Raw genomic sequence first — 15,986 nt, forward strand, 5'->3', positions numbered from 1 at the left:
ATGGCCGCCTTGGTCGGATCGGATCTGCCGCATGTGATACGGGGCGTAGGCTCGGGATTTATCGCGAACCAGAACGAGGGCGTGCTGACAAATGCTCACGTCGTCGACAACGCTCGCGAGGTCACGGTGAAGCTCACTGACCCGCGTTAGTTCAGAGCCAAAGTCTTGGGTATGGGCCGGCGAAGCGACGTGGCGGTGATCCGCATCGAAGCGAGCAATCAGCCGACCGTGAAGGTTGGTGATTCGTCCCGCGTACTCGCAGGCGAGCCCTTCTTGGCGCTTGGCTCCCTATGGTTTCGAGAATAGCGCCACCGCAGGTCTTGTCAGCGCCACTGCTCTATCGTTGCCGGAGGACAACTTCGTTCCCTTCATACAAACCGATGTCGCAGTCAATCCCAGAAATTCCGGCGGGCCCTTATTCGACCGAGATGGTGAAGTGGCTGGCATTAACGGGAACGGGCGGGTACCGGGGTCCTCCTTCCTTCGTCATCCCAATCAATGTGGCGACCAAGGTGGAAGCGCAACTGCTGGCGCACCGCCGCATCATCAGGGGCAGACTTGGAGTCGGCATACAGGATGTTGATCAGGGCATGGCGGCAGCTTTCGGATTGCCCCGAGTTGCCGGAGCACTGATCGATACCGTTGAGCCTGGCACGCCGGCCCCGACCGCCGGGCTCAAGCCTGGCGATGTCGTTACGCATATCGAAAACAGAGAGATTGAGCGGTCGGCAGAACTGGCAGAATATGGCGCCGGTCTCAAGCCAGGCGCGGAAGCGCTGCTCCATGTGGTAAGGGATCGGAAGCCGCAGACGGTGTCAATCAAGACGGATAGCTTCGACGACCCGTCCACGGCCGCTCTCAGGACGAGGGCGCTACGGGGGCCGCCTCGGCCTAGTGCGGCGCCGGCTCAACGAGGCTGAGTGTGGTGCCCGTGGTCTCGCATGGGGACTGATCGTGCAAGATACCAACGGAGCGGCGGCTCAGGGCGGCATTCAAGCGGGAGGTGTCCTCCTGTCGCTCAATGGCATGCCTGTCAAGTCGTTGTAACAGTTTCATGAACTGGTCGTCGACGCCGGAAAGCACGTCGTTTAAGCGCTGTGCTTGCCAGGCCGCGTTCTATCGTTGCCCCTTGCCTGGCTCGTCGACGGGCCTTGTCCAAGCTTCGGGCGGCAAGCCCATCTTTGCCGTGAGCTTCTGACAAGGTGTCTGCGGTGGAGGCAGCAGCCCGACCTGCAATTCCTCACTGCGAGTGCATAAACTAGGTGAGACATATCCACACGCGAAGCATCCGTTCATACCATGACTTCAGCAAACTCTCGCGCTGTAACAAAACGAAGTTTCGAGGAGTTGTCGGAATTTCGTCACCAGCTGCATCGATTCCTGCGGTTCTCCGAGGAGGTAATAAGAGCCGAAGGAATCACGCCACTGCAATACCTGCTGCTCTTGCACATCAAAGGCTTTCCGGGGCGCGACTGGGCGACGATCGGCGAGTTGGCGGCACGTCTTCAGGCAGCGCCAAACGGTGTCGTCGCATTGGTTTCTCGCTGTGAGGAAGCCGGGTTGGTAAGCCGTCAGCAAAACGCTCTTGATCATCGCCGCGTGGAAGTTCACCTCCGCCAGCGCGGGGAGCGTTGTCTGGTGCGTCTTGCGACACTGCACAAGGCAGAATTGAAAACCCTCCGGGCGATCTTCAATGTCTCAGCGTTGTCGAAAACCCCGCTTCGCAAGGATCAGTGAATTCTGGAGTGCGGCCTACGAATAGGTCAGCTCATGACATACCCGCTGATAAACAGAAGCAATAATCGCGGGGGAGACACGGGGTGGTAAATACCCAGCATGATGGGTTACCTGGTGGCATCAGCCCGCCCGAGGCGGGGATTCTGGCGAGCAGGGTAGTTTACGCGATCAGCGGCAGCATTTTGGCTCAGATCGGGTAGGCATGGGCCGACCAGTCGCGCTCGCAGTCAGCGCACATAGCGTCGTGCGGCGCTATCCTACGGCGCCTGAGCGACCCCAAGATGCCGCCTTCGACTCCAGTTCGAAATATGTATCCGCGACTACCAGGCGAAACACAAGATGTAGTGCGAAAGTTACTCCGCCGCGAGTCTCCGCAAACCAACGGAAGGCGTTGGTCGTCCCGTAGAGGTCCGAAGTACAACACAATCGCGAATAGGCCTCCCAAAAAGTGAGTTCAATCGAAAGCTTGAGTCGAGGCTGATCGCGCAATAATCAACGCCACTATTGCGCCAAGAAAGTAGATAAGAGGAGGTGAGTCGCTGAGGAAGCACTACAAACAACCCGCTGGTACTCGAGACCCATCTACGGATCGAGTACCTTGCGGGGGGCAGTCAAGATCATCAATGCGCACGGGAAGACCGTGCTCGAGACCAGCGCGCGCGGCCCGTTCCTGTTGGTCTCACTAACGGAAGGGCACTATAGGGTCGCCGCAACCTAGGCGGGGCAGACAGAACATCGTTCGGTTAGGGTGTCGCCAAGCGGCCACGTCCGTGAATTCTTTCTGTGGTAGATCTAAGGATCGGACCGGTACGGCCCCCATCGTCAGGCTACGGACAATGACATTGAGAACGCAGGGGCAGAAACCAGGGGATCGGCCTTGATCGCCTCCATCACCATGAAAGGGTGCGGCTTACGACGAACCCCACGCATGCTACGCCAAGCGACCTTCATCATCGCGCTGGGCCGATGCGTGGTGATCTCAGCTTGAATATGTCACAGCATGATATAAATTCGAATGTGAAGAAGGAGCAAGCTTTGGGCGGAAATAGTTGTGCTGTCCCGGGTTCGCTGGCTGAAACCGTTTGTACAGGATGGTTTCGACGGACATCCCATCACGCTTGCTGGAATTCGTTGCCGCGAGGCCACACTGACTGTTGGAGGACGCTATGGAACTGCACATGCATTCACACCACTTCACGCGCCGCACGCCAGACTGGCGTGCTGCCGTCATCGCGGGGCTCGCCGCTGGGGTGATCTTCCTGCTACTGGAAGTGTCGGCGACGTGGGTGATGGGGGCTAGCCCATGGGCGCCGCTGCGCGAGACGGCGGCCATTGTCATGGGGCATGGAGTGGCAACACAAGCGACCACCTTTTCCCTGGGAATCATCGTGGTGGCAGCGGTGGTTCACTTTGCGCTGTCCATCCTATTCGCTCTCATCCTGGCGGGGGTCATGGCGTCGTTCAGATTTGACTCGAGTATCGGGATGGCGTCGCTTGCGGGGGCCATTTTCGGCCTCTTGGTGTATTGGTTTGACTTCTATGGCATGACTCGGGTTTTTCCGTGGTTCGGTGAAGCGCGCGGTGCAGCTAGCCTCGTCACACACCTTGTGTTCGGGTTGGTGGTTGCCGATACCTACATGAAACTTGAAGGGAAGGTGGGCGGCCGTAGCGCGACGTCACCGAAGAGGTGATGTGCCTTTTGCGTGCGCTGCTACTTCGGAGAATTGCTGGAAGCGGATCACGGCAGGTAGAACTGCATCTACGGGTGCAGGGAGAACGCCTACATGATCTGCATGATGCGTCTCGCAGCGCAGCACAAGACCGAACTCAAGTCATTAGATTCGGTCTTCAAGGTCTCAAAGCTGACTGCCCCGAGCGTCGCGACTGTCCGAGGATCAGTGGCTAGGGTCGTGATAATCATCTTTTAATTGGAGTACATGGATAACATAATCTCCGCCGCGGGCGCCAAGTTCCCCGCCTCTGGCGAAATCCCATCTCCGCTTCACGTCCTTGTCCTGCAAGGCGGTGGCGCCCGCGGCGCCTATCAGGCTGGCACTTTCCAGGCGATGGAGGAAGCCGGGGTGCCGCCCGATTGGATCGTTGGCACGTCAATTGGCGCCATCAATGGTGCACTGATAGCAGGCAATCCGCCGGAGCGCCGCCTGGCGCAACTGCGCGCATTCTGGCACGGCGTTACCGATTTTGCACCGCCCCTCCCGCCATCCCTGCAAACGATCGCCTCAGTCTGGAGCATGACGAGCAGTCTCGTAGCAGGCGTGCCAGGTTTTTTCACCCGCAAGGCTCCATGGAACATCCCATTGACGTTGAATTGGGACCAGAGGAGCGTCGGTTTCTATGACACTGCGCCGCTGCGCAGCACGCTCGTGCGCCTGGTCGACTTCGAACTCCTGCGCCGAAGCAAGTCTACGCGCCTCAGCATCGGCGCTGTTGACGTGGCGAGCGGCGAACTGCGCTATTTTGACAGTGCCGCACAGGCGCTGACTGCAGAGCACATCATGGCGAGCGGCGCCTTGCCCCCTGGCTTCCCAGCAGTGCCAGTCGAGAGTGCCGAATTTTGGGATGGCGGCGTGTATTCGAACACGCCACTCGAATATGTCGTCGACGACACCACGTACCCAGCCAAGGTTTGCTTCGCGGTCGACCTGTGGAACACCGCCGGCACGCTCCCCAGCACGATCTTGGAGGCCGTCGCGCGTCTCAAAGACATTCAGTACGCCAGCCGCTCCAAGCGCTGGATCAAGACCCACAAGACTATTCATGATCTGCGCCACGCGGTGCGCGCGCTCGCCGAACGCCTGCCGCCAGCGGTCAAGGAAGACGCGGAGATCCAGCGTCTGATCGCGCAAGGCACAGGGATCACGATCAACATCGTTCATCTAGTCGCGCCGGCCGATGACCAGCCGCTGCCGACAAGCGATATCGATTTCTCCGCCCAGACGATCGAGCGGCGCTGGCGGAATGGCTACGAAGACATGCGCGCTGCCCTCAGCCACAAAGCCTGGCTTAAGCCCTTGCCCCCCAATACCGGCATCGTGATCCACGAGTTCGCACGCAATCGGGACGGCAGCATTGGCCTGACAAGTTCCCCGACGCGGGCGGGATAAAGACCGCTCAAAGGCTAACGCAGTTCAGCGCATATCGGGGCGCTGTCCGATCAAAGGGATTGGGCTATCGAGGGCCGCATGTCGCGCTTACGTGGCTCGCCGCATCTGAAGTGATGCGATATAGCCGGCATTCCAATTGATCTTGATGGTGCGCTGGGCTGTTCCCCTCTGTATCCGCAAGCGGGATGATTGTTCTTTCTGACAGGTACCGACTGCTATGAATGCGTACCGGTGGGGCACCTGGACGGGGATTGCCATCAATGGCGGCCGGCACTTGCTGTGAGCACGTCTCCGAAACGCTGCGAACGCAGTCAGTGATATCCGGGGGCACCCGATTCGGGTGCGCCACCGCATCGCGCGATCGCTCCGGTCGCAAGGGGCGAGTGGGTGCCAGGGACCGGGGGCGCGCTCAGGGCGCGAGTACATATGATCCGGGGGCGTCGGCCAGGATGGTACCAGCACCCAAGGCCGGTGGCGCTGTCTTTATGCTGGAATGGTCGGCGAGCCACTGTTGCCACTGCGGCCACCACGATCCTTCACATGCAGGTTTGCTGGCGAGCCAGGCGTTCGGACTCAGATACGAATCGTCTTTTGGCCGTTTGCCGAATCGATAGTGTCGCCCGGCATGGCTTGGCTCCGAGATGATGCCTGCATTGTGCCCGCCCGAGGTGAGCAGGAAGCTGATTTCGGTGCTGGTCAGCAGGTGAATCTTGTAGACGGAACGCCAGGGCGACACGTGGTCGCTTTCGGTCCCGACCACAAACATGGGCAACTTGAGATCGGCCAGTGCGACCGGCCGGCCTTGGACGCAGTACCGGCCCTCGGCCAGATCGTTACGCAAGAAGAGCCGATGCAGATTCTCGCTATGCATGCGATAGGGCAGGCGCGTCATATCGGCGTTCCACGCCATCAGATCGGTTGTCTCAGGGTGCTCGCCGAGTAAATACTCGCGCATCAGTCGAGACCAGACCAGATCGCGCGAATGCAGCAACTGAAAGGCGCCGGCCATCTGTGCGCCATCCAGATAGCCTTGTTCCCACATCAAGGCGTCGAGATAGCCAAGTTCGCTCGCATCGATGAACAGGCCAAGTTCGCCCGGCTCGCTGAAATCGGTCTGCGCCGCGAACAGCGTGACCGATTGGAGCGGGGCTGGCTCTCGCCCGGCGCCCCGCTCGAGCGCGGCGGCACCAATTGCCAGCAACGTGCCGCCAAGGCAATAGCCGGCGGCATGGACCGGGCTCGGGCCGGCAATATGACGCACCTGCGCGAGCGCGTCAAACAGACCAGACTCAAGGTAGTCGTTCAGGCCTAGGTCGCGTGCCTCCTCACGTGGGTTCTTCCAGGAGATCATGAAGACAGTGTGCCCACGTTCCACCAGATAACGCACGAGCGAGTTGTGTGGCGACAGGTCCAGGACGTAATACTTCAGGATCCAGGAGGGCACGACCAGCACCGGCTCCTGCCAGACCGCCGGCGTTTGCGGCGTGTACTGGAGCAATTCCATCAGTGCATTGCGATAGACCACCTTGCCGGGCGTGATTGCTACATGCTTGCCAACACATGACGGGGCGCAACGCCGGCGCGAAGTGCCGGGGACGTATCCAGACCAGATCTCTCGCTGATGCTCCAGCCAGTGGGCGCCGCCGGCGAGAAAGTTTCGTCCGCCCGTCTCTATCGTCACCCGCAGCACCTCAGGGTTCAGCCACCAACAGTTGCTCGGCGAGAGCGAGTCCGTCCATTGCCGAGCTGCGAAGCTGACTACCTGCTCATGGTGTGGAGAAACGCCGCACAAACCGGTGGTGGCGGCTTGCCAGAAGGCCTCTGCGTGCAGAAACCCATCACGCAGCAGGTCATACGGCCACCGCTCCCAGTCCGGACCGGCAAATCGCGGGTCACTATTTTCAATGCGAGGGGTAGGCAAGTCGGGAGAACGGTCTCGCCATGGTTGCAGCATTTGCTGGGCCAGCGCCACCTGCTTGCCAGGTGAACTGGCCAGATGCCACGCCCAGTCCAGCCACGCTAATCCCAACGCGGCAGGCGAGACACCGCGTGTGATCTGCGCCAGCGCCGCGTGCAGGAGTCGATCGACGCGCTCGGCTGGCGCGCTGGACGCCCCGTCGGCAGGTGCCTGCGGACAATCGTGGCCAGTGGAGAAATCGGCGGCAATCGCCACCGATGTCGGGTAGTCGGAAGGTGCTAACGCAGTCTCGGTCATCGCAATTCCCCAACAGGGTTATGACTGTCACGCATGTCAGCATTGGAGAGCTAGGTCGGCCATCAGTGCGACGATGGCTACGGTGACATGCAGCCACGATCCGATGTGGCCCACCATAGGACCTCGCATCAATGCCCGCTGAACCAACGCCACCACGGGTTCGGCACGCGCTTCGGAGGCAGGCGTGCCGGCCCAGGGGGCAGCAAGGCGCGCCACTTACGCATTCCGCTTGGCACCGAAGCTCCGCGGCTTCCCGTGTCTGCGCCGGATGGCTCGGATGCCAGTCTGCTCGATCGCCGTCTCGTGGTGTCTCGGACGGCGACGGGGTGGTTTGATGGCACCGACAATGCGGTGCTCGGTCAGTCGAGTGAAGAAGGTGTCCGGCGTGGTTCAGCGTGCGCATCGCCGTATCGTCCGGTTATCTCGAGCGGCCTCGGCTCGTGCGGCAGCCGCCGCGCCAACTCCGGAACAGCTTGGACGCCATACAACCAATTGAAGCGACAGTCGAGACGACCGTGCGCGAGAAGGCTGAGCTTCCACTCGGCGTGGACCTCTGGCACGCGGTCGCCAGGCCTGTCTGCCAGAATCCCCCACGCGAGTGCTGTTCGCGGAACGAGACAATGACCGACCCGGCCGCGCGACATAGAGTCCGATACAAGCAAGAGGCATCTTGGCGAACCAGTACTCGATTCTCCAGCGCGGAAGACTAAAAGGACAATCCATCGCTTCCGCCGTACCCATTTCTGCGACGGCCAGCAGGAATGAGGCATCAAAGATCGGTCCCGGCTTGCGATGCCCACCGAAAGTCAGTGGCAACACCGAAATAGACACTATGAAATTAGCTATGAAACACCACAGAAAAAAAGGTATTCTAGATGCATGTTATGCTGTGCCGATGAGATTGGCAATCGTGTCTTGCAGACGAAGACTCACAGACGCGAGAACTACGCCAGCGGAGATGCAGATGAGACTGACCGAGTGCACTGACTACAGCCTGTGCGTGCTTCGCTATGTTGCGGTGCACCCGGATGAATTGGTGACGGGCCAGCGAGAAGCCTTCAGTATCCCCAAGAATGATCTGACAAAGATTGTGGCGCACCTGGGCCAACTCGGATTTCTCAAAGCCGTACGAGGGCGATCCGGCGGTGTCACGTTTGGTATGGCACCGCAGCAAATCAAGCCTTGGAGGCAAATACCTCGCGCGAGTTACTCGCCCTACAAGCTAGTCTGATGCAACCGCTTGGCAAGCAGGTACTAGCGCGGCGCGGTGGGCCAGTCGCCCTGTCCGGTCACCTATCGGCGCGGTGGCAAGCAGCTGGCAGTGGCCATCGTGCACCGGGATCTGGAGGGACTGCGTTGGAGGTCGAGTTTGAGAAGACGATCGCGACTATAGGCTAACGGCGCGATGGTGAGCTAGAGGGAACGCAATAGGCGGGTGCAACACGCGCGCCAAGGCGACCGCGGTGCATTTGACACTTGCGGTCGATGCGGACAGCGTCGCGTTGACCAGCGCGGACGACGGCAGCGGGTTTGATCGGCAATCCCGGCTTCGCCATGCCAGCCACGGATTGGGGTTGCTGATCATGCAGGAACGTTTGTGGGCGGTGGCAAGATTTCTGCGGATCGAGTCGCAGCCCAGCGCCGGTACGCGGGTGCTGGCGAGAGTCAGGAGAGTGTCATGACGATCAGGGTGCTGCTGGCCGACGATCATTCAGTGCTGCGGGACGGCCTGGCGGCGTTGCTCGCGGCCCAAGAGGGCATGACGGTGGTGGCGCATGCGCAAGATGGCCGGGAAGCGGTGCGCAAGGTGACCGAGCTCAAGCCTGACGTGGCGATCATGGACATCGTCATGCCGGAGCTGGACGGGATCGAAGCCACGCGTCTGCTGCAGCGGTCATCGCCGCAGACGCAAGTGGTGATCCTGTCCATGTATTCGACCATTGAGCACATCTTCCGGGCCCTGCAGGCGGGGGCCAAAGGCTATCTGCTCAAGGAGTCGGCAGGCGTCGAGCTGGTGGCGGCGATCAGGAGCGTGCACGGCGGCCGGCGCTATCTGAGCCAGAAGATCACCGAAACGGTGGTCGACGACTACATCCGCGAGCATCACTCGACCGACCCGCTCGGCACGCTGAGCAACCGCGAGCGCCAGATTCTGCAACTGGTCGCCGAAGGCAAGAGCACGGCCGACATCGCCCAGGCGCTGTTTCTGTCGCCCAAGACCGTCGACACCTACCGAAGCCGCCTCATGCAGAAGCTCGGCATCGACAACCTCGCCGGCCTGGTCAAGTTCGCGATCGCCTGCGGATTGACGCCTCCTTGACGAATTGCGGGGCATCGAGTCAAGAATGCCTGACTCGTGCTGTCGAGATTTGCCTATTCCGCGCTCCTACATGCTCGTGTAGTGTCAAAGCCAGATCCATTCTCAGACGGATAGTAAGCAGCGCACCGATCTGATCGCGTACCTCAAGCAGGCGAACGAATCTGCTCAGTGCCGGAAATAATCATCGCCGTGGTCGCCGGTTCAACCAGTACGCACGTGTCTTTAGCCCAGAGGGCGGAGTTGTCAAGACGAAACGGTGGATGTGGTTCACCAAAGATCAGCATGCTCCTACTTGAGCTTTGAGAGTGGAAAATGAAGAACGAACTATTTCGTGATACGCGTTGCGAGCGCATCGCTCTCGTCCTACAAGGTGGCGGAGCGCTCGGCGCCTATCAGGCGGGCGCTTACGAGGCGCTTGTCGAACTCCGCTACCCGCCCAACTGGGTCGCTGGCGTCTCCATTGGAGCGATCAACGCCGCCCTGATCGCGGGCAACCCGCCGGCGCGGCGCATTGAGCGGCTCCACGATTTCTGGGAGCTAGCTTCCTCGGGGCTTGGCGAGATCCCACCGCCACCATTCGAGGCTTTGCGCGGCGATTTCAACCGCGCCAGCGCCGTTCGCGCGGTGTTCTACGGCGTGCCTGGCCTGTTCACACCCCACACGTCGCTGGAGCTTTCGATGGCGGGGCTAGCAGATGTGCTCTCCGTCTACGACGCGAGCCCGTTGCGCGCAACCCTAGAGCGGCTGGTTGACTTCGACCGTATCAACGCGCGCGAAATGCGCTTCTCCGTGGGGGCGGTCAACGTCGCCACCGGGAACTCCATGTATTTTGACAATTCGCGGCATACCATTCGCCCTGAACATGTGCTCGCAAGCAGTGCGCTGCCACCCTGGCTTCCCCCAGTCGAGATCGACGGCGTGCTGTACTGGGACGGCGGTATCGTCAGCAATACGCCGCTGCAATATGTGCTTGACGACAAGCCTCGTGCGAACACACTGGTATTCCAGGTCGATCTATTCAGCGCCCGGGGCGCCGTGCCTTCAGACCTCTTGGGCGTCATGAAGCGGCATAAGGAAATCGTGTTATCAAGCCGTACCCGCTATAACACCGATTCGGAGGTCACCTCGAAGCAGCTCACGCAGGAAATCGACCGACTCGTGGCGAAGCTGCCCGCGAAGCTTCAGGACGATGCCGTTGTCCGGCAGCTTCGGAAGCTTTGCAGCACTCCCACGATAGACATCGTGCATTTGATCTACCACGGCAATGCGGCGGAGCGGGTATCGATAGATTATGAGTTCTCGCGCGCCTCCATTGAGGAGCGCTGGCGCACCGGCTACGCAGATGTTATGCGCATCAATGAGCATCGCGACTGGTTTGTTGACTCGAGCCCCGAACTCGGGGTGCGAGTCTACGACGTTCACCTGCCCGAGAAGCGGACAGGAGCCGAGCACGAATTGCGAACGGCGAATCGCTGACCTAGGCGCCCTCCCTGGGGCGCCGATCACGCGCTTCGAATCACAACGAACAAGGAGCTCGATATGAAACTCAAAGGAAAAGTAGCATTCGTCACTGGCGCGGCGAGCGGCATCGGCCGACGCATTGCCGAAGTCTACGCCCGCGAAGGCGCCAGCATCGCCATTGCCGACCTCAACGAGACCGGTGCTCTTGCAGCGGCGCACGATATCACTGCAAACGGCGGCACTGCTATTGCTGTCGCCGTCGATGTGACGAGCGAAGCACAGGTCGAAAGGGCCGTTGCAAAGACCGTCGAGGAACTCGGGGCGGTCGACATCCTGGTATCCAATGCCGGCATCCAAATCGTCAAGCCGGTCGAGCAATTGGAGTTTGAGCAATGGCGGAAGCTGCTCGCGATACACCTCGACGGCGCTTTCCTTACCACAAAGGCGTGCCTGAAGCACATGTATGGCGCGAAGCGCGGCGGGAGCATCATTTACATGGGCTCGGTACACTCGAAAGAAGCGTCGCTTCTCAAGGCACCGTATGTGACCGCGAAGCACGGTCTGATCGGGTTGGCGAAGGTCGTCTCGAAAGAAGGCGCCGCGCATGGCGTTCGCGCGAACGTGATCTGTCCCGGCTTTGTGCGCACGCCGCTCGTAGAGAAGCAGATCCCTGAGCAGGCGAAAGCGCTTGGAGTCTCCGAGGACGACGTCGTTAAGAAAATCCTGCTTAAGGACACGGTCGACGGGGAGTTCACTACCGTCGACGATGTTGCCGAAGTGGCGCTTCTCTTCGCGGCGTTCCCGACGAATGCACTTACCGGTCAGTCACTCGTGGTAAGCCACGGGTGGTTCATGCAGTAGCGCCAAGAAAGGCTCTTAGCGAAACTTTAATGGCGCATCCAGGTAGCTCGGCGAGCCCCCCAAGGCTCGGGCTGGCGATCCGAAACAACTGAATGAAGCGAATCCACCCTGCTTTGCCGTCGACTCGCGCCCGCGACAAGACCGGCCAATAACGGACTGCATAGAACGCCCAGCTCCTGTCATTGCGGGGCAAATTTACGGTACCTGATCTGACTGCGTTCAGTCGCGCCAAGAGCCTTTTGGAAATCAGAATTGCCTCACTGTGCTTGTAAGCGGACGGAAGAGAGACTGAGAATGCAACCGTCAAACGAGTTCGACCATGCAGAATCGAGCCTGTCTCAGGCGATCGTTGACCAGGCCCCCGATGCCATCATCTTTGCCGACCGCGACGGAACAATCCGGGTCTGGAATCGCGGCGCCGAGACTGTCTTCGGATTTGCTGCTGCCGAGGTTCTTGGCGAGAGCCTCGATGTAATCATTCCGGAGCGGCTCCGTGCTGCCCATTGGGAGGGCTTTCGCCGAGCGATCGACGCGGGTCAGACGAAATACGGAACCCGTGTGATGACCACCCGGTCGGTTCACAAGAATAGGAGCAAATTGTATGTGGACCTGAGCTTCGGTTTGGTGAAGGACAGAGCTGGCGTCGTGACAGGCGCGTTGGCAGTAGGTCGCGATTGCACAGCGCGCTATCTTTCGGAGCGAGCACTGCGGGCGCGCGTCGCGGAGTTGGAGGAAAAGGAAAAATCGCGATCCTGATAGATTCGTGCCTCGATCGTCGAAGCTTGCCAAGGCCTTGCGGATCAATCAACGACCACCGTCTCGAACGCCTCGGCGTTGCCTCAGCGCAGCCGGTGGTCTCCGCGATCGTGCAATTGAGTTGTCGACGCCGCACAATCGGCGAATCCCCCGACGCTAACTCAGGCCCGATGACCGCCACACCCGCCGTCTTGGGTTCGTCGTGATAGCGCTGGAGGGCGGCGGAGGCGAGGTAAAGGTAAAGGTAAAGGTAGGCGAGCCATCGGCCAGGCGTCCCGAAATCGAGCGCCTCCATTTCTGCCTTAAGCGTGGGATTGCGTTCGAGCATGCCGACCGGCATGAACCACGCCAACTATGTCATTAATTCTGTGTGCTCCGGTATGGTGCTCTCGATGACAAAGCTGGAACTCTCAGTAAGGGGCAGCCGCCTGGCAGGTATGCCGCGCACCGAATGCGCCGCGCGTTACTTTCAGCACCTCTCGCGTTTCTCGGCCGCATTCGCGATCGTCTCCGACACCGCGATGGGAGCGCTCGGCGGATCGCTGAAACGGCGGGAGAAGAGGCACCTGGTCCTCGCCCACCGGTACGAGATGCGCACGGAACGTGAGCATGTTGGCGACTTGCATCACCGGGTAGATGTAGAACCAACGGGAACCGGCTTCTTCTTCGTCGTCGCATCCTCGGGGGTTTCGTCTACTTCGGGAAGCCCTGACGGAGCACCGAATGGGCGGATTCGTCCATGCCAGCATCATGTTCAAATATCGCCGGGGGCAAGCTAGGTTGTCAATGAAGCAGTGATCACCCAGAAGCAAGAAGCGCTCCGATCCGCGTGCGTAGTTCCGGCAGGAGTTGCTGTTCAAACCAGGAATTGCGTTGGAACCACGGAGTATTGCGCGGCGACGGATGTGGCATCGGGATGTATCGCGGCGCGTATTCCCGCCACGCCTTGGTTGTATCTGCTAGTGACGATTTGCGTCGGTTGCCAAGATAGTGGCGCTGTGCATGCTGGCCGATGAGCAAGGTCAATTCAATTCGCGGAAGCTTGGCCAGTAAGTGGTCGAGCCAAAGTTCCGCGCACTCGCGACGTGGCGGCATATCACCGCTTTTGCCTCGGCCGGGATAACAGTAGCCCATCGGGATAATTGCGATACGGGATTCATCGTAAAAGACATCCTTGTCCACTCCCATCCAGCTGCGCAGACGCTCGCCGCTCGGATCATCCCAAGGAATACCCGAAGAATGCACGCGAAGCCCGGGTGCCTGCCCAACAATGAGCACCCGAGCGGTTGCGGTCGCACTTACGACGGGACGCGGACCGAGGGGAAGATGGGTTTCGCACGCTCGGCAGCCACGCACCGCCGCCAGCAACGATTTCAATGTGCGATAAGTAGTTTCGGACCCAGGTGCGTTATCGCTCATCTCTACCTCTCTCATTACTGCTGTACAGCGGAGTGCCGAAGCGAACCGGTACCAGAAGCTGCGGTATCGGCGCCATTGCAATACGACTTGGCGATCGTGCACACCTGGGCGCTGGCGCACCATCTGTTCGCTGGAGTTCGTCATCTGTTGAGCGACATCGACATCGGCTCGCAGCTGACGGCCACCCGCCGCAGCGCCTGGATCGTAAACCTCGGTGGAATTGGCGTGGCCGTGCTGGCCGCCGGAGCGTTGCTGTAAGGCGAACTATAGCAGGATTGCGTGCGTGGCTGGCACAGCGAGTTCCCGCCGTTTGCATGCTCTTGTTCATCGTGCTTTTTCTGGCCCATTCCATTGTCGATCCACCGGATTCCTATCCGGCTTGGCGTGCCTGGATCACGCGGCTGCCTGGCCTCGGGCCTAAGCGATAGGCGCGGCGCGAGCGTGATCGATTGCTCTGGACATGTCGCCGCGCAAATACCGCATTGCACGCACTTGGCCTCGATGAAGCGCAGCTGCGGAGTCTCCACGGTGTCGAGGAGCGCCCCTTCCGGACACGCTCCGACGCAAGCCAGGCACATGGTGAAGGCGTCGCGATTAACGGCGAGGGCGCCGAAAGGTGAGCCGGCCGGGAGCGCGCACCGCCAGTGCGGGCTGGAGCGTCCAGACGAGCGACTCGAGTGCCGCAACGTCGGCGGCGCGGAGGAGATGCAAGTGTCGTCCCTGATAGCCTAGTGCCTCCACAATCGCTTCGGCATAGCTCATCTGCTGAGCAATGGACTCTTGGTACTGCGGTGCTTCAACGCCGGTCGCCAGAACTGCAATCGCGCTCGCGTCATACGCGAGCGCGCCGAGCCAGAGGTCGACGCCGGCGGCGGCCATGTGGTGCAACTCGATCGGCATTACGTGCGAGGGCAGCCCCTTGCCTCGCGGGCTGCTGCGAGCGGCTGTGTGCACAGATGGGCGCTTTGTAGTTGAAGTACTTCGGCTTCGCGAAATCACCGACAGCCGCGGAAATCTCAGGTCACCGCGTCGGCTTGCGCGGACGCATCGCGACCGGGTCGCCAGTAACCTTGTGGCGGCTGGTGCATGAGAAAGTGCGGTTCGGTTCGCACCGCACGCGGCGACGCATCGGCGATGATCCTTGCAACGATCAAGATCGACCTGATACGTCCAGCCGATCGCCTGCTCCGGACACCGATGCGCTCGAGCTTGCCCGAATAGATAGGGTAGTTGCGCGCCTGCGGCAATTCGGTGGGCGCGCCGCCGCCGGTGATCAAGATGGAGACGGCGAGCCGACCCTGCAGTCGCTTCGCCCAGCCACGTGCCAGTTGCGCGGGACCGGCGACAGCAGCCGGCCTTCGGATTTGAACGCGACGCGTGGCACCGGCTCGGGCAAACCCTGTCAGCGCGAGGATCTTCGGCGTCGCCGCAGGCGTTTGGGCCGACCAGCCGACAGCCTCGCGGATACTTACCTGCGGACTTTCTGCGATGACGTTGCTAATTATGGCTTGCTTGCTCCACGCCAGAATAGTCGCCGTCAATGCGATACACGAGCAGCGCCGGCTGCTAAACGATAAGAAGGTTGAGCTCGAAGCAGAGACGATGGATACGTTGATCTCAATCGGCGTGGCCCAGTCGAAGTGCACCTCGATGGCTGCGAGAAGAACGGCCAATACGTCCGCTGCGAATCCCCATGTGGCAGTTCTCGCTTGGGCATATGCGGAGTCGGACCCGCCCGTTGCAGAAGACCCACGCACGCCGCAAGCGACGATGCCCAAGGCGCCCCCGCCAGCCGCGTAAACATTGACGCAATTGTCAGGTGCGCATTTGCTGCCAATAACCGACCAGGCGATCTTCTGTTGCTCATGTGCGCCGGAGCCTCCGTATCTTCTTCAGCACCGCGCCTTTGTCCATCGCGATGTGGTCGGTCTTGTCGCTCTTGATCTCATAGTGTGGATCTTCCGGGCTCGCGTGAGGCGTGTATCCCTTGTAATCGGTGTCTTTCGCACGAACCTTGATGATCTTGCCGCTGACCCGGCCGGCCTCGGAGTTCTAGGTCACGTAATCGCCAACTTTGAATTTCGGGGCCATG

The 15,986-nt window shown here is 60.5% G+C and carries 17 protein-coding genes and 2 pseudogenes; 13 read left to right on the plus strand and 6 right to left on the minus strand.

Translation table 11 applies throughout. From position 1 onward, the window contains the following. Positions 1–238: 238 nt before the first annotated feature. From AC10V3_RS36005 to AC10V3_RS36025, 5 genes are all read left to right on the plus strand, one after another. Positions 239–583, plus strand: coding sequence for a trypsin-like peptidase domain-containing protein (locus AC10V3_RS36005; RefSeq protein WP_490924664.1), 345 nt, complete (start codon positions 239–241; stop codon positions 581–583). 7 nt (positions 584–590) lie between these two features. Continuing rightward, positions 591–920: a PDZ domain-containing protein gene (locus AC10V3_RS36010; RefSeq protein ID WP_490924665.1), complete on the plus strand. Its 330-nt coding sequence runs from the start codon at positions 591–593 to the stop codon at positions 918–920. 379 nt (positions 921–1,299) lie between these two features. Next, positions 1,300–1,737, plus strand: coding sequence for a MarR family winged helix-turn-helix transcriptional regulator (locus AC10V3_RS36015; RefSeq protein WP_490924513.1), 438 nt, complete (start codon positions 1,300–1,302; stop codon positions 1,735–1,737). A 1,166-nt stretch (positions 1,738–2,903) separates the two neighbouring features. Next, the gene (locus AC10V3_RS36020) at positions 2,904–3,428 is read left to right on the plus strand and encodes a hypothetical protein (RefSeq protein ID WP_490924514.1); all 525 of its coding nucleotides are present in this window, start codon (positions 2,904–2,906) and stop codon (positions 3,426–3,428) included. Between the two features lie 246 nt (positions 3,429–3,674). Continuing rightward, entirely contained in the window at positions 3,675–4,862 is a 1,188-nt protein-coding gene (locus tag AC10V3_RS36025) for a patatin-like phospholipase family protein (RefSeq protein WP_490924515.1), read from the plus strand. A 409-nt stretch (positions 4,863–5,271) separates the two neighbouring features. On the opposite strand, the gene AC10V3_RS36030 is transcribed toward AC10V3_RS36025, so the two are convergent. Continuing rightward, positions 5,272–7,077 carry a PHA/PHB synthase family protein gene (locus tag AC10V3_RS36030; protein ID WP_490924516.1) on the minus strand — a complete coding sequence of 602 codons (1,806 nt, stop codon included), beginning with the start codon at positions 7,075–7,077 and terminating at the stop codon, positions 5,272–5,274. Positions 7,078–8,041: 964 nt separating this feature from the next. On the opposite strand from AC10V3_RS36030, the gene AC10V3_RS36035 reads away from it, so the two are divergent. The 7 genes from AC10V3_RS36035 to AC10V3_RS36065 all read left to right on the plus strand — a co-directional run bounded on the left by AC10V3_RS36035 (position 8,042) and on the right by AC10V3_RS36065 (position 13,254). Beyond that, the gene (locus AC10V3_RS36035; protein ID WP_490924517.1) at positions 8,042–8,308 is read left to right on the plus strand and encodes an Rrf2 family transcriptional regulator; all 267 of its coding nucleotides are present in this window, start codon (positions 8,042–8,044) and stop codon (positions 8,306–8,308) included. 232 nt (positions 8,309–8,540) lie between these two features. Beyond that, positions 8,541–8,759: an ATP-binding protein gene (locus tag AC10V3_RS36040; protein ID WP_490924518.1), complete on the plus strand. Its 219-nt coding sequence runs from the start codon at positions 8,541–8,543 to the stop codon at positions 8,757–8,759. Beyond that, positions 8,675–9,397 (plus strand): response regulator, encoded by a 723-nt coding sequence (locus AC10V3_RS36045; RefSeq protein WP_490924519.1) that lies wholly within the window; start codon positions 8,675–8,677, stop codon positions 9,395–9,397. The genes AC10V3_RS36040 and AC10V3_RS36045 overlap by 85 nt, the downstream gene beginning before the upstream one ends. A 312-nt stretch (positions 9,398–9,709) precedes the next feature. Further along, on the plus strand, positions 9,710–10,873 hold the full coding sequence (locus AC10V3_RS36050) for a patatin-like phospholipase family protein (RefSeq protein ID WP_490924520.1): 1,164 nt from the start codon (positions 9,710–9,712) through the stop codon (positions 10,871–10,873). 63 nt (positions 10,874–10,936) lie between these two features. Continuing rightward, on the plus strand, positions 10,937–11,719 hold the full coding sequence (locus AC10V3_RS36055) for a 3-hydroxybutyrate dehydrogenase (RefSeq protein ID WP_490924521.1): 783 nt from the start codon (positions 10,937–10,939) through the stop codon (positions 11,717–11,719). Positions 11,720–12,013: 294 nt separating this feature from the next. Next, positions 12,014–12,475 (plus strand): PAS domain-containing protein, encoded by a 462-nt coding sequence (locus AC10V3_RS36060; protein WP_490924522.1) that lies wholly within the window; start codon positions 12,014–12,016, stop codon positions 12,473–12,475. A gap of 338 nt (positions 12,476–12,813) precedes the next feature. Then, entirely contained in the window at positions 12,814–13,254 is a 441-nt protein-coding gene (locus tag AC10V3_RS36065) for an acyl-CoA dehydrogenase domain-containing protein (RefSeq protein ID WP_490924523.1), read from the plus strand. 19 nt (positions 13,255–13,273) lie between these two features. Here the strand turns inward: AC10V3_RS36065 and AC10V3_RS36070 are convergent, their stop codons facing one another. Further along, a complete protein-coding gene (locus AC10V3_RS36070; protein WP_490924524.1) occupies positions 13,274–13,894 on the minus strand; it encodes a uracil-DNA glycosylase family protein in 621 nt (206 codons plus the stop codon). 96 nt (positions 13,895–13,990) lie between these two features. Here AC10V3_RS36070 and AC10V3_RS36075 point away from each other — a divergent pair, with 96 nt between their 5' ends. Next, a complete protein-coding gene (locus AC10V3_RS36075) occupies positions 13,991–14,152 on the plus strand; it encodes a succinate dehydrogenase, cytochrome b556 subunit (RefSeq protein ID WP_490924666.1) in 162 nt (53 codons plus the stop codon). A 212-nt stretch (positions 14,153–14,364) separates the two neighbouring features. Here the strand turns inward: AC10V3_RS36075 and AC10V3_RS36080 are convergent. The 4 genes and pseudogenes from AC10V3_RS36080 to AC10V3_RS36095 all read right to left on the minus strand — a co-directional run. Continuing rightward, positions 14,365–14,472 (minus strand): annotated as a pseudogene (locus AC10V3_RS36080) (hypothetical protein); the annotation flags it as partial. Between the two features lie 16 nt (positions 14,473–14,488). After that, a complete protein-coding gene (locus AC10V3_RS36085) occupies positions 14,489–14,794 on the minus strand; it encodes a hypothetical protein (RefSeq protein WP_490924525.1) in 306 nt (101 codons plus the stop codon). 116 nt (positions 14,795–14,910) lie between these two features. Then, positions 14,911–15,567: a hypothetical protein gene (locus AC10V3_RS36090; protein WP_490924526.1), complete on the minus strand. Its 657-nt coding sequence runs from the start codon at positions 15,565–15,567 to the stop codon at positions 14,911–14,913. A 190-nt stretch (positions 15,568–15,757) separates the two neighbouring features. Then, positions 15,758–15,985 (minus strand): annotated as a pseudogene (locus tag AC10V3_RS36095) (hypervirulence associated TUDOR domain-containing protein). Position 15,986 lies beyond the last annotated feature (1 nt).

The organism is Cupriavidus sp. PB-02, from assembly GCF_058252315.1.

Excerpts from the sequence above, each read along its gene's own strand:
- AC10V3_RS36010 (WP_490924665.1), top strand. The coding sequence starts at position 591 with ATGGCGGCAGCTTTCGGATTGCCCCGAGTTGCCGGAGCACTGATCGAT.
- AC10V3_RS36015 (WP_490924513.1), top strand. The coding sequence starts at position 1,300 with ATGACTTCAGCAAACTCTCGCGCTGTAACAAAACGAAGTTTCGAGGAG.
- AC10V3_RS36020 (WP_490924514.1), top strand. The coding sequence starts at position 2,904 with ATGGAACTGCACATGCATTCACACCACTTCACGCGCCGCACGCCAGAC.
- AC10V3_RS36025 (WP_490924515.1), top strand. The coding sequence starts at position 3,675 with ATGGATAACATAATCTCCGCCGCGGGCGCCAAGTTCCCCGCCTCTGGC.
- AC10V3_RS36030 (WP_490924516.1), bottom strand. The coding sequence starts at position 7,077 with ATGACCGAGACTGCGTTAGCACCTTCCGACTACCCGACATCGGTGGCG.
- AC10V3_RS36035 (WP_490924517.1), top strand. The coding sequence starts at position 8,042 with ATGAGACTGACCGAGTGCACTGACTACAGCCTGTGCGTGCTTCGCTAT.
- AC10V3_RS36050 (WP_490924520.1), top strand. The coding sequence starts at position 9,710 with ATGAAGAACGAACTATTTCGTGATACGCGTTGCGAGCGCATCGCTCTC.
- AC10V3_RS36055 (WP_490924521.1), top strand. The coding sequence starts at position 10,937 with ATGAAACTCAAAGGAAAAGTAGCATTCGTCACTGGCGCGGCGAGCGGC.
- AC10V3_RS36060 (WP_490924522.1), top strand. The coding sequence starts at position 12,014 with ATGCAACCGTCAAACGAGTTCGACCATGCAGAATCGAGCCTGTCTCAG.
- AC10V3_RS36065 (WP_490924523.1), top strand. The coding sequence starts at position 12,814 with ATGAACCACGCCAACTATGTCATTAATTCTGTGTGCTCCGGTATGGTG.
- AC10V3_RS36070 (WP_490924524.1), bottom strand. The coding sequence starts at position 13,894 with ATGAGCGATAACGCACCTGGGTCCGAAACTACTTATCGCACATTGAAA.
- AC10V3_RS36085 (WP_490924525.1), bottom strand. The coding sequence starts at position 14,794 with ATGCCGATCGAGTTGCACCACATGGCCGCCGCCGGCGTCGACCTCTGG.